Source organism: Paenibacillus sp. FSL H7-0323 (assembly GCF_038002725.1).
Taxonomy (GTDB): Bacteria; Bacillota; Bacilli; order Paenibacillales; family Paenibacillaceae; genus Paenibacillus_AQ; species Paenibacillus_AQ odorifer.
Window position 1 is genome coordinate 3351619 of sequence record NZ_JBBODB010000001.1, and the last position, 21440, is coordinate 3373058.

The 21440-nt window shown below is 44.5% G+C and carries 18 protein-coding genes; 3 read left to right on the forward strand and 15 right to left on the reverse strand.

The features are described 5' to 3' along the window. The 6 genes from MHH89_RS15345 to MHH89_RS15370 all read right to left on the reverse strand — a co-directional run bounded on the left by MHH89_RS15345 (position 1) and on the right by MHH89_RS15370 (position 5772). Complete coding sequence (locus MHH89_RS15345; protein ID WP_076185272.1) at positions 1-765, reverse strand: RsmE family RNA methyltransferase; 765 nt, start codon at positions 763-765, stop codon at positions 1-3. A 179-nt stretch (positions 766-944) separates the two neighbouring features. After that, on the reverse strand, positions 945-1628 hold the full coding sequence (locus MHH89_RS15350) for a site-2 protease family protein (protein WP_076128966.1): 684 nt from the start codon (positions 1626-1628) through the stop codon (positions 945-947). A 2-nt stretch (positions 1629-1630) separates the two neighbouring features. Continuing rightward, positions 1631-2683, reverse strand: a complete 1053-nt coding sequence (gene prmA, locus MHH89_RS15355) for a 50S ribosomal protein L11 methyltransferase (RefSeq protein ID WP_036683907.1) — start codon at positions 2681-2683, stop codon at positions 1631-1633. Between the two features lie 209 nt (positions 2684-2892). Next, positions 2893-3471, reverse strand: coding sequence for a DNA-3-methyladenine glycosylase I (locus MHH89_RS15360; RefSeq protein WP_076192116.1), 579 nt, complete (start codon positions 3469-3471; stop codon positions 2893-2895). A 104-nt stretch (positions 3472-3575) separates the two neighbouring features. After that, positions 3576-5252, reverse strand: coding sequence for a DUF4179 domain-containing protein (locus MHH89_RS15365; RefSeq protein ID WP_139329916.1), 1677 nt, complete (start codon positions 5250-5252; stop codon positions 3576-3578). Beyond that, positions 5212-5772 carry an RNA polymerase sigma factor gene (locus MHH89_RS15370; RefSeq protein WP_076128962.1) on the reverse strand — a complete coding sequence of 187 codons (561 nt, stop codon included), beginning with the start codon at positions 5770-5772 and terminating at the stop codon, positions 5212-5214. The genes MHH89_RS15365 and MHH89_RS15370 overlap by 41 nt, the downstream gene beginning before the upstream one ends. Before the next feature lie 154 nt (positions 5773-5926). Here MHH89_RS15370 and MHH89_RS15375 point away from each other — a divergent pair, with 154 nt between their 5' ends. Then, positions 5927-6181 carry a hypothetical protein gene (locus tag MHH89_RS15375; protein ID WP_340033529.1) on the forward strand — a complete coding sequence of 85 codons (255 nt, stop codon included), beginning with the start codon at positions 5927-5929 and terminating at the stop codon, positions 6179-6181. Between the two features lie 98 nt (positions 6182-6279). Beyond that, positions 6280-6435, forward strand: a complete 156-nt coding sequence (locus tag MHH89_RS15380) for a hypothetical protein (RefSeq protein ID WP_179088332.1) — start codon at positions 6280-6282, stop codon at positions 6433-6435. 87 nt (positions 6436-6522) lie between these two features. On the opposite strand, the gene MHH89_RS15385 is transcribed toward MHH89_RS15380, so the two are convergent. The 4 genes from MHH89_RS15385 to MHH89_RS15400 all read right to left on the reverse strand — a co-directional run bounded on the left by MHH89_RS15385 (position 6523) and on the right by MHH89_RS15400 (position 9124). Continuing rightward, a complete protein-coding gene (locus MHH89_RS15385) occupies positions 6523-7434 on the reverse strand; it encodes a methyl-accepting chemotaxis protein (RefSeq protein WP_341087508.1) in 912 nt (303 codons plus the stop codon). 640 nt (positions 7435-8074) lie between these two features. Next, positions 8075-8449: a hypothetical protein gene (locus tag MHH89_RS15390; RefSeq protein WP_339244535.1), complete on the reverse strand. Its 375-nt coding sequence runs from the start codon at positions 8447-8449 to the stop codon at positions 8075-8077. 97 nt (positions 8450-8546) lie between these two features. Then, entirely contained in the window at positions 8547-8726 is a 180-nt protein-coding gene (locus MHH89_RS15395) for a YfhD family protein (protein ID WP_036683923.1), read from the reverse strand. 38 nt (positions 8727-8764) lie between these two features. Continuing rightward, positions 8765-9124 (reverse strand): hypothetical protein, encoded by a 360-nt coding sequence (locus tag MHH89_RS15400; RefSeq protein ID WP_341087511.1) that lies wholly within the window; start codon positions 9122-9124, stop codon positions 8765-8767. 283 nt (positions 9125-9407) lie between these two features. On the opposite strand from MHH89_RS15400, the gene MHH89_RS15405 reads away from it, so the two are divergent. After that, positions 9408-13946 (forward strand): S8 family serine peptidase, encoded by a 4539-nt coding sequence (locus tag MHH89_RS15405; RefSeq protein ID WP_341087512.1) that lies wholly within the window; start codon positions 9408-9410, stop codon positions 13944-13946. Positions 13947-15698: 1752 nt separating this feature from the next. Here MHH89_RS15405 and dnaJ read toward each other — a convergent pair. The 5 genes from dnaJ to MHH89_RS15430 form a co-directional block, all read right to left on the reverse strand. Further along, entirely contained in the window at positions 15699-16823 is a 1125-nt protein-coding gene (dnaJ, locus tag MHH89_RS15410) for a molecular chaperone DnaJ (RefSeq protein WP_036677487.1), read from the reverse strand. Between the two features lie 253 nt (positions 16824-17076). Then, positions 17077-18924, reverse strand: coding sequence for a molecular chaperone DnaK (dnaK, locus tag MHH89_RS15415; RefSeq protein ID WP_038572932.1), 1848 nt, complete (start codon positions 18922-18924; stop codon positions 17077-17079). Between the two features lie 175 nt (positions 18925-19099). Beyond that, a complete protein-coding gene (gene grpE / locus MHH89_RS15420; protein WP_036677491.1) occupies positions 19100-19681 on the reverse strand; it encodes a nucleotide exchange factor GrpE in 582 nt (193 codons plus the stop codon). A 48-nt stretch (positions 19682-19729) separates the two neighbouring features. After that, positions 19730-20761 carry a heat-inducible transcriptional repressor HrcA gene (hrcA, locus tag MHH89_RS15425; protein ID WP_036677493.1) on the reverse strand — a complete coding sequence of 344 codons (1032 nt, stop codon included), beginning with the start codon at positions 20759-20761 and terminating at the stop codon, positions 19730-19732. Positions 20762-20864: 103 nt separating this feature from the next. Beyond that, on the reverse strand, positions 20865-21356 hold the full coding sequence (locus tag MHH89_RS15430) for an N-acetyltransferase (RefSeq protein WP_051490987.1): 492 nt from the start codon (positions 21354-21356) through the stop codon (positions 20865-20867). Between the last annotated feature and the right edge of the window lie 84 nt (positions 21357-21440).

Here is a 21440-nt window from a genome sequence, read left to right on the forward strand (position 1 = left end):
TTAAGCTCCTCCCATTTCTCCCGATTCATATAAAATACAAGCAGCGGCAACCATGCCCGCTGTCTCACAGCGCAGAATACGCCGTCCTAGTCCTACGGAAACCGCACCAGCTTCTTCTGCCTTTTGGCATTCCTCTGGTGTAAAACCCCCTTCAGGACCTACCACAATCAGTACCTTCCCACCAGCCTGCGGTGAAAGCGAGGATAACCAAGGGGCAACACTGCTGCGAAGCTGCAAGCCTTCTTCTTTTTCATAACAGAAATAAACAGCATCATATTCACTAAAAGTCTGTAGCAGCTGCTTCCAGGATAACGGTGAGCCTACAGCCGGAACGATGTTCCGGTGTGCCTGCTCGGCAGCTTCTTTACAAATTTTACGCCAGCGGTCCAGCCGCTTACTTTCCTTGCGTTCATCGTATTGTACAATCGTGCGCTCCGACAGAAAAGGAATAAAACCAACGGCTCCAATTTCTGTACACTTTTGAATGACAGTTTCCATCTTATCGGCCTTGGGTAAGCTCTGAGCCACTGTGATTTTTATCCGCGGTTCATGCGTCATCTCCAGGGTTTCCAGGATGTTCACTGTCACTTCCCCTATTTCGATCTGAGCAATCTCCACTAACGCTTCACGGGAGACGCCATCGCTGACAATAAGCTTGTCCCCAACCTTACCGCGCATGACTTTGGCAATATGCCTTGCATCTTCCCCGTCAATTCTAACGTTATCTGCACCAAACTGCTCTGGTGTAACAAAATATCGCTGCATCTCTTCATCATCCTGTTCATGAATTCAGTAAGAAGAAACGGTAAAGACGCCTTAATAAAGACGTCACCCGTTTCTTAGAGAAATATAACTATGGATCAGGCGAAATTTAACTATCCTATTTTTCAACAAATTACATAATACAATGTTTAAGCAGGGTTGACCAGACTTCAGTCCCTACCTTAGCTGCCAAACATTCTTAGGAATAGCTGCACAAATGTTCTCGACATTTCACTAGCCCAGTGGCCAAGAGGATCGATGGTATAGGTTCGTAACCCTGGAATAAACAGAATTAATAAAAAGATAAATACAGCCCATTGCTCAAATTGCTGTAATCTGCCCCGAATGGAGCGAGGAGCAATATCCTCCACAATCCGGTAGCCATCCAGCGGAGGCAATGGAATCAGATTGAACAAGAATAAAAAGAAGTTCCATTGAATAAAGGTGCCAAAAAACAGATACACTGCCTCTAAAACGCGATCATTGGAGATCGACTCTAATACACCGGTTGCCGCAAGCACCCCATATATTAAAGCACCAATAATCCCTAGTAACAGGTTACTGATTGGGCCCGCAGCAGACACAATGACTCCCATCAGACGGGGGCGGCTAAAGTTATCACGGTTTACAGGAACTGGACGTGCCCACCCGAAACCAGCAACCAGCAGCAGTAAAATACCAAAAAAATCGAAGTGTACAGCAGGGTTAAGCGTCATACGTCCTAATAATCTAGCGGTAGGGTCACCGAACTTATTTGCGAAATAAGCATGACTGAATTCATGTACTGTAAAAGCAATTAAAATCGTAATGAGCAGAAAAGGAAGCTGATCCAGATCTACACGTATTATACTTTGCAATATATCCATTTTTACCTCTTTCCGGCTGTAAATGCCACCCAATCTTCTTCACGGGATACTTCCATAATCTCAAAGCCGGACTCTTGTAGTGCGTTAGCCACAAGCCCTTCTTTATCCTTGTAAATACCAGAGGTAATATACAAGCCTCCTGGCTGAAGTGCACGATACACATCATCCGTAAACAATACGATGATTTCTGCCAAAATATTCGCAACTACAATCTTCACCGGGAGTGTAACGCCGAGGCTATCCTCTGTTACTTGCTCCGCAGGTGTTCCCTCAAGAGTGTGACCCGGTCTAGCGGATGGCCACATTTCTCCAGCAGCCGTGTCAGCTACACCTTCACCGCCTAGCAAGGAGAGCAGGTCGCTTTCTTTTACCGTAATGAACTTTTCAAGTTTATTCAGTGCTACATTCTCGCGCGCACTTTCAACAGCTACAGGGTCCAAATCTAACGCCAGCACGGATTTCGCACCGAGCAGCATTGCACCTACAGCCAATATTCCTGAACCCGTACCAACATCGATTACTTCTTCGCCGCCGCTAATATTCTTCTCGAGCGCACGCAGGCACAAAGCTGTTGTAGGGTGAGTCCCTGTACCAAATGCCATACCAGGGTCCAGCTCAATGATTGCTTCATCTGGGCTCTCAGGTGTATATTCCTCCCAAGTTGGTTTAATCGTGAGACGCTCCGATACCCTGAGCGGTTTAAAATATTGCTTCCAAGCATGCGCCCATTCGTCTTCATCTACGGTTTTCCAAGAAATCAGCGATTTGCCCGGATCAATGCCGTACTCACGCAATTCTGCTACCCGTGGAGTCAGTTCTTCTATAACAGCATCCATATCCGTGGAATCGGCATAATAACCTTTGATTACCGCTTCCCCTTCTGGGATATCATTCAAGGGTTGGTCGTATAATTCACCGTAACGCGTATTCCGTTCTTTACTGAGTGTTCCGGATTCTTCAATAGAAACCCCACCCGCTCCTGCTTCATATAAAAAATTCGAAATCATTTCTTGTGCATCTTCTGTTGTATGTATCGTCACTTCATGCCATAACATCTTTATGTGATCCTCCTAAAGTTTTGTGAGCGTTAGCTTCATTGATTAACTTCGTGCAAAACTGGCTTCGAAAGCATAGGCTTAGTTTTGTGAGCGTTAGCTTCATTGATTGACTTCGTGCAAAACTGGCTTCGTAAGCATAGACTTAGTTTTGTGAGCATTCGCTTCATAGTATAACATTTCTTCTTGGGGTAACGCCAAACTACAGATCAACGCTCTGCCATGCCCGTGCTGTTCCTGCAAAAGCAATCGAGCGAATGATCATCTACCATCCCCGATGCCTGCATAAAAGCATAACATATGGTAGAGCCGACAAACTTCATGCCTCGCTTTTTTAATGCTTTACTCATTGCGTCAGACTGAGCCGTTGAAGCAGGGACATCCGCACGTGTCTTCCAATGGTTAAGTGTAGGCGCGCCCCCCACAAAGCTCCAGAGATAATCTGAAAAGCTGCCTGTTTCCGCACTAATTTGCAAATATACTTTTGCATTACGAATGATAGAATCAATCTTTAAGCGATTTCTAATAATCCCGGGATCGTTCATCAGCTCAGCAATTTTCAGCTCATCATAATGCACAATTTTTTCCGGATCAAATCCATCAAATACCTCTCTGTAATGTGCCCGTTTTTTTAAGACGGTGTACCAGCTTAACCCTGCCTGCATGCCTTCGAGCATAAGTAATTCAAACAGCTTCCGGTCATCATACAGAGGTTTGCCCCACTCTTCATCATGGTATGCGATATATAAAGGATCCTCATTAACCCAAGCACAGCGAGTGATTTCCATCCTTTTCTCTCCTTTACGCTAATCCTCGCTGAGTCCACTCAGCATCTACTCACTGTAAACGAAAAAAAGGGAAGAACACAAGGTTCCTCCCTAAAAAAGATTTTCTATGGCCGCAGCTGCACTCTTGTTTCTTTATCCGGATCGTCAGTCGTATAGAAGAATATATAAATAGAAGCTTCTGTACCTTTGAAACCCTTGTAAACATCAATGGCCTTATTGTTTCCATCCCCAGTGAAATTAACGGTCAGAGGTTTACCTAAAATACGCTCTTTCCCCAGTCCGATATGGGTCTGGTTAATTCCACCGAAGCGAGCATCTTCACTTTCAGTCTCTACATAAAGATCGGCACCCTGCATATAGTACGTCCATTTTACCGGGTATCCGCTAAGCTGCTGGATAAGCGTCTGTTTCTTATCAGATATATTCGTCAACAGAAGTGGTGTTTTTTCGTCCTTGTTAATTTTATAGCTGCCGTGCTGAGTCACCTTGTATTTAGCAACAAAGGTAATTGGCGTCTCTTCTGTGATTTCAAGGTCAACTGGCCGCTCAAAACGAAGCACTGTTAATTCCGGCTCACCTTCTGGAGATCTCCAGAAATTGCCCTCCAGCGTCTTGCCTGCTACTTCAAGAGTAGACTTTTGATACGGGAAATTATTGCCTTTCTCTTTACTTCTAATAGCGATTCGAATTTGAGTAGGCGTCACTACCATTTTCTCCAGCGTGTAATTAGGTTCGCCCTCTTCTAGCGGCAGATTCAATGAAGTATTTATGGTTCCGCTCTCCATCTGCTTTTTGCTTAATTGAAGATCAAAAGCTAGGGGCCCCTCAACCTTTTTCTCTTGTTTCATGTACTGCAGCTTGTAATTCACTTCTCCGCTGGAAATATCAGCCGCCTTAAAATATTGCTGGGACGTATATTCCCCGTTTTCTCCCGGTGTACCGAAAGCACCTCCAGCCAGCGAATTTATGAGCGTTCCGTTTTTGTAAGCCACTATATTTGGAAAGGCCCATTCTTTTGTTTCTGGCTGATCAAAAATGATTGCTGAAGAGAATAATATTTTTTCTTGTCCTTGGGTAAAAGGTTTCACCTCTATGCTGCGCATTCCTTCCTGTCCAATAGGAAACTTTTGTGTCTCCTGCGATTGGATATCCAGCGGTAAATCTAACTCCTGTGTACTAAAGGCTTGCAGATTATCTGCAACTAGTTGCACATTCACAGTATCCTTTTTCGGTGTCCAATCACTCTCGAAATATCCGTTGTAATGTTGATTTTTCTCATCCCATAACACATAACTGAACTCACTAGGACCATTCGCCCCATCTGCGCCCTTCAAAGTCATTCCATTAACATTCCAATTTTCATTTTCCAAGCGTTTTCCTACATCCAAAGTGAATAAGATAACCGTCCGATTCTCATCCACAATCGCTGTATGTAGCTTCAGAGTTACTCCATCCTGCGTCACTGACTGGTTCAGTTGTTGTCCGAGATTTTGGGCCAGCGCTGCTTGAACGCCTCCTCTTCCATGGAGCAAATTATCCCAATCATAATGCACTGCTGCATATACGGGTGCCGCTGCAATAAGTACTGAAAATGAAGCCACCACAGCTATTTTACTCCAGTTTCTCCCTCTGTTCCCACTACCATTCGCCATACGAAGTTGTAGGGGAGTCATTGTACTGTTTTCTTGCTCTAAACGTCCCCACATGCGTTCAAAATCTGGATAAGGCACGCCTTTATCTTCATTTAAACGATGCTCCAGCATATTTTCTAACTTTTTCAAAAGCTTCGCCCTCCTTTAGTTCAAGTTGAACCCCAGCCTCCTGCAGGATTCTCCTCATTACCGTTAGCCCTTTATGCAGCCTAGATTTGGTCGTTCCAAGTGGAATGGACAGCAGATCCGAAATTTCAGCCAGACTGAAATCATGCATATACCTAAGTGTGAGCACCATCCTAAGTTTGATAGGGACCTGGCTCATATATTGCGCCCACTCGACCTCCGTCTCACGCTGCTCAATCTGCTGCTCCACAGCTGTTTCTGCCGTTTTATTAAAGAAATGAAGGTTGTCCGTAATCTTCTGTTGTAAAGTCCGTTTTCGTTTCAAATGATTGAGGCAATGGTTGACCGTTATTTTCATAATCCAAGCCTTGATATGCTCCACGTGCTCACGATTACTGCGAAATACGGTAATAAAGACATCCTGAGTCAAATCCTCTGCATCCGCCGCGTCATGCACCATATAGTAGCAAGTCCGGTATACATCTTTATTGTAGGTTTCAAATAACTCCCGGTTACTCTCCAAATTTTACGCCCTCCTTTCTTGACTGAGATATCTATATGACAACCAATCCTTGGAAAAGGTTCGTTTTTCTGAGCATAAACTATCGCTACTCTTAAAGACATAGAGAAAATCAAACAGGCTTAATAATCTGAATGAAGCAAATGGAGGAAGGACAATGACTCTTTTAACTACTGGTCCGATAGAAAACAATGTTAACTCAGAAGACAACACAAGACTTACACAACAGGTCACTGTCAAAATTGCTAATGGTAGCGGTCAGATTGCTTCCACAGTTCTGATCGAAGGCTACTACATAAATGAAGAAAGAATTCAATATGTAGGCGATCTGCTAGATGTGATGCCAAATCAGGTAATAACTAAAATTATTTTGCGGATTTTGATACCTTCGAATTTTTTTCACAACTGCTAGTTTGCCAGACCATCCAATCCAACTCTCATTTTGGGGTAAAGACAGTGCAGAGAAATTAGTAACCCAGCATCGATTAGCTACAGCAGAATTACTCGGATATGGGGCAACTGGGGGGACGGGGGGCTAAAGGTGGGACTGGCTCTGATGGGGCGATTGGGGACACCGGAGTTACTAAGGTTAGTGTTACTGTAGACGGAGTCATCACAAATCATAGATATATGATTCCTACCTTGATTGTTAACAAAATCGGATAATACCAACAATAAAAGGGTCCATCTCTTTTAAGTAGGAGACCGACCCTTTTTTGCTGATATTCAATCTATCAACATACATATTAACAATTAAAGGATATCCATAACCTCGCGCGCTTGTGTGTCGAGATTTTGTGCAGAAGAAGCAATCTTCGAAAAATCCTCCAACGCTACCAGAACCTGCTGCTGACTATCTTCTATATTTTCTTGCACTTGATTTGTTCCTATAGAGATCTTTCCAATTTCCAGCGTGATCGCATCCACACTATCCCGTACCTTTATGATCGAATCTTGTACCATGGAAGATAATTTTCTTACTTCTTTTGCCACTACGTCAAAACCTCGCCCATACTCCCCCGCATGAGCTGCTTCAATAGCTGCATTTAGGGCTAATAATTGCGTTTGCGAAGCAATATTGCGAATCGTTTGCACGATGCTATGAATCGATACAGCTTGCTTTTCAAGATTAGCTAGAGTATGTGTATTTTCTATCGATACTTCGGCGATTTTGTTGATGCTTCGTAATAATTCTTGACTGCGCTCAATACCTAAATCTGCTCTTTGATTCAAGCTGTCTGCCATCTCTTGCATCCGTTGCACAACATTACTCATGTTACTTTGTCTTTGGGTAATATTAGTTGCTATTTTAGATACTCCGATGACTTGTTCATTGCTTTCATCAAACACTGGCATGTAGGTAGCTTCAAGCCAAACCGCATTTCCTTTCGAATCCATTCGTTCGATCTTATCCTGAAAACTCTTCCCTGTAAAAAGATCCTGCCAAAACCGTTCGTAACCTGGGCTATCTGCGAAATGTGGAAAACAGAATTCTTTATGATGCATTCCGTACATTTCATCTTTTTTATATCCCATGGAATTTGCAAAAACTTCATTCACATAAGCTACCCGGCGATCAAGGTCAAACCGGATAATAGCTAAATTTCTTTCTAAAGATCTAACAACAAGCTCATCAGTAACTCCTTGAGAGTGTACCAGCCCCATTCTAATTCCCCCTGAAAAAATTCAATAGTTGATTGGTCGTAGCTAGTATATTCGAACAATTATACATCCTTAATCTGTAGTGTGATATTAGCTATATTACTTAAAATATTTATAACTTCTGCAGACGTTAATATACTTGAAAGTGATGATAATTAGGGTAAACATCCCTAATGATGTGCAAGATTCGAAGGTTGATCTATCATTTAGGGAAATACTCCCCAAAAACTCATGAAATCAGGCCTTTTTCTATCTTTTCAGGGGATTTTCAGGGAGGTTTTCCCTAATTTCATTTTCCAACAGAAAAATATCTACAGCTACGTCGACTATGAGACCCCCAAATTCTTCTTAGCGGTAACCTTACTTATAAGCTAAAAACTTGCCTAACTTAGTTCATTTTTACTGATCTAATAACAAAAACCCCAGCTGCAAATATCAGCTAGGGTTCAAACTCTCAATTTCATTTTCAAATTCCTATCATTCTCAATCCCATGTAGCAAAGTATGGAAGTTCCTCCGATTCAAATGCACTCCAGCCAGACTGCGGCGCAGCAAGCCACGCCTACCCTCGCCTTCGTGCAGCAGTTATCTGCAACCTGGGCGAATATTTTCCTTCTCCCATTGTACGCACAGTCAAAAGTATCTTACTTATTGGATTTATAATCTTTTATCTTAATCCCCAAAACCATATCCTTCTGATATGCGTCAGCTTGCTTCAAACCAATAATCCTTGGGTCCGAAGGGTAGTGACGTTCAAGATATAACAAAAATGCGTGATGAAACCTAATTTCAGCATCCAATTTATTCAGTTCATTCGGATGATTCTCTAGTTCGGTTAATTCTGCTTCCCATCGATACAAATCGCTCGCCTCAGAGCGCTCCATACGAACCTTCTCTGTCAGCTCCCGCAACTCAAGATAGGCGCGTTTTACTTTTGGAGAGTACAACTGCTTCTGGTTCAAATAGGTTAATAATGCGATCAATAAGGCTAACCCTGTCCACAAAATAACGTTATCCATCTTCTCCCCCCACACTTAAGCTCTTCGCCCTAATTATACATGCCCAAACGCAAAAATACCCCACAAAGTGAGGTATCCGCCTTAGCTTTTTTAGCTGCTATTCTTTCTTCATAATCTCATTCAGCTGACGTTTGTCCGCTTCTTGTGCGCGATCCTGAGCTTCAATATCATCAAGATCGGCTTCCGCCGCCGAGAATTCTACATCCTCTGCTTTAGCTTCGTATAACATTTTCAATTTCTCCGTCTTGGAGAAGATTTGTGAGTTCTCTCTATCCATTGTTCGTCTCCTTTCTTTTTACTCAATGAAGTGCCTGATCAGGCCATCCCGCCTGCTTCTTCAATTAAGCGCAGAGCCTGATCGTAGGACTCCGTATGCACAATAACCGTAAGCAAAATATCTCTCCCCGTTGGACCACCGTTACCACCATGACTCATCCCGCTAGAGCTGGTGTCCGCAGCTGCAAGTATGCCTGTGTGTGCATGCTCAGCGGTCATGGAGTCCATTCTGGCCACATTGCCTGTCACCGGATTTACCCCTGAGCTAAAGCTGGTACCTCCATATCTACTGAAGCGATCAATGGAAACTTCAATGGCCCGAAGTGCACGAAGCTTGCGCGCGACGCCTTCGGCTTCCTCTGGACTTTTAAAATATGCCAAAATATATCTTTCCGACATCTTATCCCCGCTCTCGCTTGAAATTCAGATATCTGTTGCATTCATTTATATTGTCTTAATTTCATTTGTTTTATGCTCTGATTTTCTTATATTCCACTTATCTACTGGGAATTCGACATTTTCCTCAACGCTTCGCTGCAATATGGTACTAAAGTTGTATATTCGATTTGAAGTTATAGCTGTAGAATAAATTTAATTTTCATAATTTTTTACATTTTATTTTGAGGAGGAGAACCACAGACACATTGCAATACAAAAAATTCATTTGGGAGGATGAACTTATTTGAAACGTACCTTTAAACACTCTATTCAAAGATTCGGTATTGGAGCGGCAAGCTTCGGACTGGCTGTGTCTGTTCTTTTTCCATCAGCTGCATTTGCGAACTCATCCCTTGAATCTTCAACCCTCGTTACGGATGTACAGTCTCAAAGTGTAACCCCTCATAACTATGCTGGAATACTCAAAGGTTCAGCACCAGTTTCAGTAATTGTGGAATTGACTAATAAACCAGTCAGTGTGTATGTAAATGAGGCAAAAACTTATTCTTTACGATCCTCAGTCTCCTCACAACGCAGTAAAATTATCTCAGAGCATAAAAGCTTTATTTCCTCAACACAGAAAATCGATGCCGATATCGGTTTTGAATACAGTGAGATTTTTAACGGGTATTCCATTACGCTGCCAGCCAATCAAGTAAACAAGCTGTTAGAGCTTCCAGGCGTTGCGGCTATCTATCCAAATGAAGAAGTACATGCACTAGCAGACAGTGTTGAAGTAGCGACATTACCTGTTACACGTTCCTATTCAGACAGCGGCAAGCTAATAGGCGCGGACAAACTACATGATTTAGGTTACACAGGCAAAGATATACAGGTAGCTGTTGTCGATACTGGTATTGATAAGAATCACCCTTTGTTAAAAGATAATTATAAGGGTGGCTATGATGTATATGATCAGGATGATGATCCGGCTGAAACAGCCCCTGATGCTAACTTCCCTCCAAGAGCAGGTACTCCTTACGAAACCTCGCATGGTACACACGTTGCCGGGACAATTTTAGATGTGGCACCTGAGGTAGAATTGTATGCGTATCGCGTACTTGGTCCCTATGGATCTGGTTCCACAGCGGATGTAATTGCGGGTATTGAGAAAGCAGTCGATGACGGAGCAGATGTTATTAACCTTTCTCTAGGCTCTAGTGTCAACCAAAGCTATTCCGCGAGTTCAATCGCGATAGACAATACCGTAAAATCGGGCGTGAACGTTATTGTTGCCGCCGGTAACGCTGGTCCTGATGCAGGAACACTGGGCGAACCCGCTGGTGCCCAACTCGCGCTTAGTGTTGGAGCTTCTACTACTCCGATAAATACCCCTTTCTTTGATATTGGCGATGTTAAAAAGATTCCCGGGACATTAGCCAGTTACTCCCCAGATTTAATCGATAATATTGCTGGCAGTAAGATCGTTTTCGCTGGTCTTGGGAGTCCTTCCGATTACAAAAATCTGGATGTCAAAGATAAGGTAGTGCTTGTTGATCGGGGCTCGCTGAGCTTCTCAGACAAATCTCTTAATGCCAAAGCTGCTGGTGCGAAGCTTTTGCTGATTGCCAATAATGAGCCTGGTGAAATCAGCCCCACCCTTGGTGCGCCTGGGGATTACATTCCTACCTACGGAATCAGTCAAGCCGATGGCAAAAAAATAAAAACTCAGATGGCTGCGGCTAAAGATATAATCAGTTACTATATAGCGCTTGAAGTAAATCAGTTAGCAAACTTCAGTTCTATGGGTCCAGGGATGCCCGATTATCTAATAAAACCTGATGTTGTAGCGCCCGGAGTCAATATCAACTCGACGATCCCTAGCTGGGATGGGAACTATGACCAAGCTTTTGGCTTGAAAAATGGCACTAGCATGGCAACCCCACATGTTGTAGGAGCTGTGGCTTTGTTACTGAGTAAAAACTCTGATCTGAAGCCAAATGAAATTAAAGCTCTGCTGATGAACAATGCTGATCCTATTTTTAACCGTGATGGGAATTCTTACTCCTTGTACCAACAAGGTGCAGGTTTAATTAATCTGGAGAAGTCGATAAACGCTAAATCCATTGCTAAAGTCGGTGAGATCCTTAACAGCGGTCTTCCGGGTACTGTTGAAATCCCTTATTACACAGGTTCCTTATCCTTCGGCTTACAGCCAAAGGGTGTTACTGTAACGAAAGCTGTCTATGTAGAGGACTTTAAAGGAAACGGAGAAACATACACCCTGTCCACCAAATGGCTGACAGAAGCTCCTACTGATATTAGTATTGATTTTGCACCAAACAGCGTTACCTCAGGGGCAGATCAATATGCACAATTTACACTCAATGTATCTAAAACAGCAAAAGAGGGCGCATATGAAGGCATCCTGTTACTTACCTCTGATACAGAAACCCTTCGTCTGCCATTTAACGTTGTTGTAGGTGACCAATTTAATGTAGCACCTATTAATCAGCTCTCTTTTGAAAGTCCACAAATTTCACCTAATGGTGATGGTCGCTCAGACGACACCACATTTACCTTTTCTGTCAATGAAGAGCTGGAAGGCATAAGTTTCGTTGCCTCTTCAAAAGATGCTCCTGCAACAGTTTTAGGTGAAGTTTATGCGATCGATGAGAAGATCTATCGTGGTGTATACGAAGTTCCAAATTGGGATGGAACATTAACAGACCTGGAGACCTCCGCCAAGTCTACTTTAGCAGATGGTCACTACTACATCATTCCTGTGCTTCCCAATGGGCAACTGCTCGAGAAACAAAAGGCCGAGTTCACAATTGATACCGAGAAGCCGCTAGTTTCCGGCATCACCATTGAGGAGTATGAACGCGAAGCGCCAACCGATCCTGGCGTGGCACAAATTAGTGGTTTCATTGATGATGACCTAATGGCCTATTATATTTCTAATACAAACCCTATTGGAAACTGGTTTACCGTATATGCCGAAGGCAAACATTATGATGGGAATGCTTATAAATTTGGCGGTGTGATTGCAAATAACGGTGCCTTTACCATTGATGTTCCTGTTAACGAGGGGCTAAATGAGTACAAAGTCCATGTGGTCGATAAAGTTGGCAATGGTGCAGACGACGATGATTACGTTCAGCGGCTGCTTTATAGCACAGGGGACGGAACTTTCACAGTAACTCCGGCTCTTTCTGCATCCACCATTGAAGTAGGACAATCTGTGACCGTTAATTTAGATTATTCCGTGACAGATGAGGTTTATGGCGTCTATGGGGCTTCATTCGGTGTCATATACGATGATTCCCTTGAAACACCAGTAATCCAGCCAAGCGTACAGCTGGTTACGTATCAAGAGGAGCATTTCTCTAGTGTTCCACTTACAGAATATTCACAAACGTATGATCTTGGAGACGGCCACAAACTGACACAATATAGTGTCAATCTGTCAGGAGGTGCTTATCACGGCTCTGGCTCACTAGCCCAAATAACCTTCGAACCAGCAACAGCAGGAGATTATTCCTTTGAGCTATATGATGTCCAGATTTGGAATGATGCCACAACATCAACTATCCCATCTGGTTTGAGAACAGTAAGTGTAACTGTAAACACACCTGAAAAACCTACACCAACGCCAACGCCAACACCATCAGCAACGCCAGATCCAACAGAAACACCAACACCGACACCAACACCATCGCCTACATCGCCTCCATCTTCTGAGTCGTATGTACCTACAGCAACCAGCACTCCCACTCCTGGACCTTCTTCCAAATCCGGGAAGCTAGTAGAGACAGCCGATCCAGCTGGTGGTAAAGCTTCAGCGGTGTTTAATATCTTAGATACTGCATTAAAAAATTCGATTCAGAATGCAAAAGATAAGACTTCTGTACTTGATCTTAGCGATGTGAATTTCAATAAGTATAGCCAAGTCGTTATTACGCTTACCCCGGCGCAAGCTGAACAGTTGAAGAAATCGGAGAATGCACTCAGCCTTAACGGTAATGGATTCAATGTTCTTATTCCAGCGGCAACCCTTCCGGATTTCATTAGCAGCAGTGGTTTGTTGCTTACGATAAGTCTGGCTGATGCTAGTGATGCAGCAGTGTTATCAGAAAGCTCAGCTGCGATCAATATTGGTTCTTCCATTCTTACCATCAAAAATGGTTGGACAACCGGAAAGCCGGTTACCCTTCAGCTTAATCTAAAAGACAGCAGTCTACGTGATGCTCGAAAAACTGCCGCCTATGCAGAAACAAAGGATCATAAATGGTCCTATCTGCAACCTGGATCTTTCTCTAAAGAAGGTATTCTACAGTTTACAGTTACTGGCGACGGCTCTTATAGCGTGGCATCCCGTAATGTAAGCTTCAAGGATATCGGCACACACTGGGCTAAAGGCGATATCGAAGTTCTTGCTGCTCATGGCATCATTGCCGGCAAAGGAACCGATGGCAGCTTCAAACCTGCTGACACCTTAAATCAAGCGGAACTGTTAACGCTCTTCGACCGTCTACTCGGAAAAGGTGACACATGGAATACTCGTATCAAACAAAGTGGTTCACGCGATGTGCTGACTCGCGAAGAAGCAGCCCTTATCATTGCTGAGGCCCTAGGCGCTGATCTTACAGTAGCTAAGACTCCTTTGAGCTTTAAGGATGCCGACAACATCGCTGCAGAAGCACGTAACGCCGTAGCCTATGCTGTAAGCAAAGGTTATCTCAAGGGCGTTGGTGCGGACAACTTCAATCCACAAGGCACTCTGACTCGTGCACAAGCAGCAACCATTCTGAGCCGTGTGTTTGAGGACCTACGTTCTTAAACAGTATCTAGTTGAACTCTCAAAGAAAGCCCCAGCAGCCATTTGGCTGCTGGGGCTTTCTCGTCTTAAGGTCACATCTGCGGCGTATACGAGGCAACTATCGGACACAGTTGCACTTAAACGCTGATTTATGCGACTTTTGCCATGCCAACGGACCCCATAGTCACTATTAGCACGTAAAACACCAATCATCGGCGCTTTTCTGAGCAATAGCTGCACTGGAGTCCGAAACTTCGCACAAAAGGAGAAAAATGTGCTAATTGCATCAGCTGAGTCCGACTTCGCACAAAAGGCGATAAATGTGCAAATAGCGTCATCTGGGTCCGTATGCCTCCAGATTCTTCTGGGTCCTATCCACTCAGATGATTATTCTCAGCGCTATCGGACACAGTTGCACTTAAACGTTGATTTATGCGACTTTTGCCATGCCAACGGACCCCATAGTCACTATTAGCACGTAAAACACCAAATATGAGCACTTTTCTAGGCAATAGCTGCACTGGAGTCCGAAACTTCGCTCAAAAGGAGAAAAATGTGCAAATAGCGTCAACTGAGTCCGTATGCCTCCAGCGTCTTTTGGGTCCTATCCACTCGGATGATTATTCTCAGCGCTATCGGACACAGTTGCACTTAAACACTGGATTATGCGCTATTTGCCATGCCAACGGACCCCATAGTCGCTATTTGCACGAAAAACACCAAATATGAGCACTTTTCTAGGCAATAGCTGCACTGGTGTCCGAAACTTGGCTCAAAAGGAGAAAAATGTACAAATAGCGTCAGCTGAGTCCGTATGCCTCCAGCGTCTTTTGGGTCCTATCCACTCGGATGATTATTCTCAGCGCTATCGGACACAGTTGCACTTAAACACTAAATTATGCGACATTTGCCATGCCAACGGACCCCATAGTCGCTATTAGCACGAAAAACACCAATCATGAGCACTTTTCTAGGCAATAGCTACACTGGAGTCCGAAACTTCGCTCAAAAGGAGAAAAATGTGCAAATAGCGTCAGCTGGGTCCGTAAGCCTCCAGCGTCTTCTGGGTTCTATCCACTCAGATGACTCAGCGCTATCGGACTCAGTTGCACTTAAACACTGGATTATGCGCTATTTGCCATGCCAACGGACCCCATAGTCGCTATTAGCACGAAAAACACCAAATATGAGCACTTTTCTAGGCAATAGCTGCACTGGAGTCCGAAACTTCGCTCAAAAGGAGAAAAATGTACAAATAGCGTCAGCTGAGTCCGCAAGCCCACCTAGATAATTCAAAGCATATAGTGTGTTTAAAAAAGCTGGAGACCAGTCGGGGGGTTCAAGGTTACAGGGTTCGGGGTTCGGGGTTCGGGGTTCGGGGTTCGGGGTTCGGGGTTCGGGGTTCGGGGTTCGGGGTTCGGGGTTCGGGGTTCGGGGTTCGGGGTTCGGGGTTCGGGGTTCGCGGTTCGCGGTTCGCGGTTGCCGGGCTTGTCGGGGTCGGGGTCACCGGGGTCACCGGGGTCACCGGGGTTACCGAATTTACCGGGGTTACCAGGTTTACCGAGGTTACGGGATTGGCCGAGTTAGCCAAACACGCAGAATTTCGCAGGTTCAAGCATCACAGCTCCTCCAAAGATTTGCATGAGGTTAGTTAACTGGCCCTGCCCTAATCTCATGCTAAACAAAAACGCAGAGCAGCGATCCCCCAAGAACGGGAGGATCGCTGCTCTGCTGTCTTTTTCTATTCATTTACTGAATGAATGAGTTAGGATATCAGTCCCCGCGAAACGCACGTTTCACACGATCAAAGAAGGACTGCTCGTGCTCATGTGTGTTTTCTCCGTTCAGAGAAGCGAACTGGCGTAGCAATTCTTTTTGCTCTTCATTGAGCTTGCTAGGTGTCACAACAATTACTCGTACATGCTGATCACCTTGGCCAGATCCACGCAGACGTGGAACACCTTTACCTTTGAGGCGGAAGAAAGTGCCTGTTTGCGTTCCGGCAGGAATCTTCAGCTTCACTTTTTCGGTTAAGGTTGGAATTTCAATCTCATCACCAAGTGCTGCCTGTGCAAACGTAAGCGGAACCTCGCACATAATATCATCGTTCTCACGCACGAAGAAATCATGCGATTTAACACGGATAACAATATACAAGTCTCCAGCAGGACCGCCGCGTAAGCCGCCTTCGCCTTCGCCAGTCATGCGCAGCTGTGCACCGTCATCAACACCGGCCGGGATGCGCACATGGATCTTGCGTTGCTTTTTAACCTTACCCTGTCCGGCGCAAGTCGTACATTTTTCCTTAATAATCTTACCTGTACCACTGCAATGTGAACAAGGACGACGATTACGCATCTGTCCAAGCGGTGTATTCTGTACGAATTCCTGTTGTCCACTACCATGACATACGGAACAAGTCTCTGGTTTAGTGCCCGGTTTAGCCCCGGAGCCGTAGCAGGTATCGCAAGTTTCTGTACGTGGAATAGTAATATCGGTTTCTTTGCCGAATACCGCTTCCTTGAATTCAATGGTCATGGTATACTGCAAATCCCCACCGCGCTGCGGTGCGTTAGGATCACGGCGTCCGCCGCCTCCAAAGAACATATCAAAGATATCGCCAAGCCCTCCGAAGTCGCCACCACCGCCGCCTCCGAAGCCGCCCATACCTTGGTTAGGGTCAATATGGCCATATTGGTCATATCTAGCTCGCTGTTGTCCATCACTAAGAACATCATAAGCTTCTTTTACTTCCTTAAACTTAGCTTCAGCGTCATCTGCTTTATTCACGTCTGGGTGATATTGGCGCGCCAATTTCCGGTACGCTTTTTTCACCTCATCGTCTGAAGCATCTCTACTAAGGCCAAGCACTTCATAATAATCGCGTTTATCTGCCACTGCTTTCACCTCCGTGCATACATACTCAAATTCCTTATTATCTGTCAAACAAACCATTATACGATAAAACCTCAGGATCTGACCATCCAGATTCAGCGATGTTTATTCTTACAATATCAGAAGGCGCATTCGCAAAGAGTGTGCAATCTGATATTACAAAAGGAAAGTCAAAACACGGGATGACCCGGTTTTGACCTTCCCTTCTAAACTATATAAGAATTTATCAGTTTCCTATTACACTTATCGTATAAGGTTACCCTTGATTCTTATCTTCGTCAACAACCTCATAGTCAGCGTCAACTACATTATCTTTTTTAGGAGCGCCTTCAGAGGCTCCAGCGCCACCTTCAGCACCTTGCTCAGCTTGAGCAGCTTGTTCGTACAGCTTCATGGACAACTGTTGTACAATCTCAGTCAATGCTTCTGTAGCTGCATTGATTTCTTCAAGATTGTCAGTTTCAAGTGCTGCTTTAACTTTATCTTTAGCTTCATTTGCTTTTTCAACATCAGAAGCATCAGCTTTATCGCCAAGGTCTTTAATTACTTTTTCAGTAGAATACACGAGTTGGTCAGCACCGTTCTTCGCTTCCACCAGTTCTTTACGCTTACGGTCTTCCTCAGCGTGAAGCTCGGCATCCTTCATCATTTGTTCTACTTCTGCGTCGCTCAGGCCGCTGGAAGAAGTGATAGTGATTTTTTGGCTCTTGTTCGTGCCTTTATCTGTTGCAGATACATTTACGATACCATTGGCATCAATATCGAAAGAAACTTCGATTTGTGGCACGCCACGTGGTGCTGGTGGAATCTCGTTCAGCATGAAGCGTCCCAGTGTCTTGTTGCCATTTGCCATTTGACGCTCACCTTGCAGCACGTGAATCTCTACGCTAGGTTGGTTGTCAGCAAAGGTTGAGAATACTTGGGATTTGCTTGTAGGAATCGTAGTATTACGCTCGATCATCTTCGTGAACACGCCACCTGCAGTTTCAATACCCAGGGAAAGCGGAGTTACGTCAAGCAATACAACGTCTTTAACATCACCAGTCAATACACCCGCTTGAACAGCAGCACCAAGAGCTACTACTTCATCCGGATTCACACCTTTGTGTGGTTCTTTGCCAGTAAGCTTTTTGATAGCATCTTGTACAGCTGGGATACGTGTAGAACCACCAACCAGAACGATTCTAGTAAGGTCTGCAGGGGTCATGCCAGCATCAGACAATGCTTGACGAGTTGGTCCCAAAGTACGTTCTACCAGACCAGCAGTCAGTTCATCAAATTTCGCACGAGTCAAGTTGATCTCTAAGTGCTGAGGTACGCCGTCAACCACAGTGATGAACGGAAGCGATACAGTTGTTGTCAGTACGCCTGACAATTCTTTTTTCGCTTTTTCAGCTGCATCTTTCAAACGTTGTACAGCAGATTTATCTTTGCTCAGATCAATGCCTTGCTCTTTTTTGAATTCGGATACCAGGTAATCCATAACCACTTGGTCAAAGTCGTCGCCACCCAGCTTGTTGTCGCCGCTTGTAGCTTTTACTTCGAAGAAGCCATCACCAAGTTCAAGGATGGATACGTCAAAAGTACCGCCACCAAGGTCATAGACTAGAATGGTTTGATCTTCGGATTTCTCCAGACCATATGCCAAAGCTGCTGCTGTTGGCTCGTTCACAATACGCAGAACTTCCAAACCTGCAATTTTACCTGCATCTTTGGTAGCTTGACGTTGGCTGTCATTAAAATAAGCAGGAACAGTAATAACTGCTTGAGTAACAGTTTGGCCAAGATAAGCCTCTGCATCGGATTTCAGTTTTTGCAGAATCATTGCCGAAATTTCTTGTGGGGAGTAGTCTTTACCATCAATGCTTTCTTTATGGTTAGTACCCATGTGACGTTTAACAGAGCTGATCGTACGATCAGGGTTAGTAATCGCTTGGCGTTTAGCCGTTTCACCGACGATACGCTCGCCGTCTTTCTTAAAGCCTACAACCGAAGGGGTTGTACGCGCGCCTTCTGGGTTTGGAATTACTACGGCTTCGCCGCCTTCCATAACGGCAACGCAAGAGTTCGTGGTTCCTAAGTCAATACCGATAACTTTACTCACAATAATTTGCCTCCTCTAAAGTTATATGGAGCCTAAGCTCAATAAATTTATAAAAATATCAAAAAAATTCGATTGATAATAAACTATCCGGGCAACAGCCTGCAATCGGATAAATAGTAGGCAAAAGCACTGCTGCTTTATGGCGAGCAGAAACTGCCCGTCCTATATAGACAGACTACATGCTGACTTTGACCATGGCCGGACGAAGAACTCTATCTTTCAGAAGATATCCCTTTTGAACCTCTTCTGTAACGATACCCTCTTCGTACTCCTCGCTCTCAACCTGCATAATAGCCTGATGGTATTCAGGATTAAAAGGCTGTCCTACTGTTTCCATAGCTGTAAGCCCCTCAGCCTTCAATACCCCATCCAGCTGACGGAAAATCATATTAACGCCCTTCGCGAAAGCTTCGGATTCAGGATTAGCTGGAGTAGTGACTAACGCACGCTCGAAATTGTCCAGCACGGAAAGCAATTCCGTCAGGAGCTTGGAGGTAGCATATTGAGCCAACTCTTCTTTTTCCTTCTGGGTACGACGACGGAAGTTATCAAAATCAGCTTGTGCACGCAAGGCACGACCTTGATATTCATCAGCAAGATCCTGTAGGCGTTTCACCTCAGCACCTGTATCTGAAGCACCTTCACTAACGTTTTCAGCTGTAAATGAGTCGGCATCTGAGACTACTTCAGCCACAGGCTCCTCATTGATCAATTCCTCTTTGAATTCATTAGAATCTTGAACTTGTTCCTTTTTCAAGTTGTCTTCACCTCCTTAAAATCATTCACGAAATCATGTTGACTCTGTTCACTTATACCAGTGCGCCAGCATCGCTGTCAAATCTCGGGATAAAATGCCCAAGATCCCCATCACTCTTGCATATTCCATACGGGTCGGCCCAAGGATCCCAATGCTTCCTAGTGCCTGCCCATCAAGTGAATAAGTGGCGGTGATCAGACTACAGTTAGCGAACGCTTCGTGATTGTTTTCTGTTCCTATTCGTACTTGAATACCTGTGCCACCCACTGTAGGGGCCAGCATTTTGAGCAGTGTCGGTGTCTCTTCCAGCAGATCAAGAATACTCTTCACCTTGTCTACGTCTTTGAACTCAGGCTGTGTCAGCATATTCGTTGCTCCGCTGAGATAGATGCGCTGCTCTTGATCGCTTTCCAGCGCGGTGTCCAGCACCTGCATTAATTCTTCATAATGTGAGATGTGACGCTGCATTTCTTCGCCAAGCTCGGAATAGAGCCGAGTCTTCAGCTTATAGAGTGGTACATTGACCAGTTTACTATTCAGTAGGTTAACCACTTTCTCCATCTCGGAAACAGAAATCTCCGGCGGAATGTTCACCGTACGATTCTCAACTTGCCCCGTACTTGTGACGATAATGGCCACAGCGGTTGTATCATCTAATGGTAACAACTGAAAATGACGCAATGAAGTATGAAAAACCTCCGGTCCCAGCAGGATGGAAGTATAATTCGTCATATTGGAAAGAATCATCGCCGCATGTTGGATTACCTGCTCCATTGCATTTAGCTTCTCGGCAAAAAAAGCGCGGATCGTGCCCATTTCTGCCGTTTCGGCGGAATTCCACGGTACCAAATGATCCACATAATATCGGTATCCTTTATGGGAAGGAATTCTTCCCGCCGATGTATGAGGCTGCTCGAGATAACCTAAATCCTCTAGGTCAGCCATTTCATTTCGAATCGTAGCCGGACTGTATCCTACATCTCCCCGTTTAGAAATGCTGCGAGATCCTACTGGCTCTGCCGATGAAATATAATCATCCACAATTGCATTTAGTATCATTCTCTGGCGATCAGTTAACATGTTATTCCCTCCTATCGGCTGTGGCTCCGATTCGTTAGCACTCGACTCAGATGAGTGCTAACCACTAATACAAAAATACCAAACTGACATTGACATTGTCAAGTCAGTTCAGTATCTTAAGCACTGCTATTTCATCGCAGGCATGCTGCTTTTTACAATTCACGCAATCTGTCCATACTTTTTCAGGGAAAATCTCTTTCTGGACGACTTCAAATCCATTTCTAAGAAAAAAATCAACAGCATAGGTTAGTGCCATTACCTTTGGGATTTTCTGGTTCCTAGCTTCCTCGACCAGCTTCGCCAATATCATGGAGCCTACGCCTTTACCCTTGCCTTCATCATTCAATCCAATTGAACGAATCTCTACGAGATCATTCCCGAGCTTGAAAAGTGAACCACAGCCTACGAATCTGCCTTCGATTTCGGCAACTACGAATTGATCGATCTGGCGTGTCAGCGCCTGCCGGGAACGGGGCAACATGATGCCGCGCTGGGCATACTCTTCTATCATTAGATACAATGGCTCAACGTCTTCTACCACAGCATTTCTACAAATCACCTGTGCGTCTCCCGCTGGAGACGAATGGCGAATCATTTCCGTCTTGGCAAGCACTTTGGTTCACCCCTCTGTTGATAATATGAATAAATATACAACAGAGTGAATTACAATTCAAGGGGT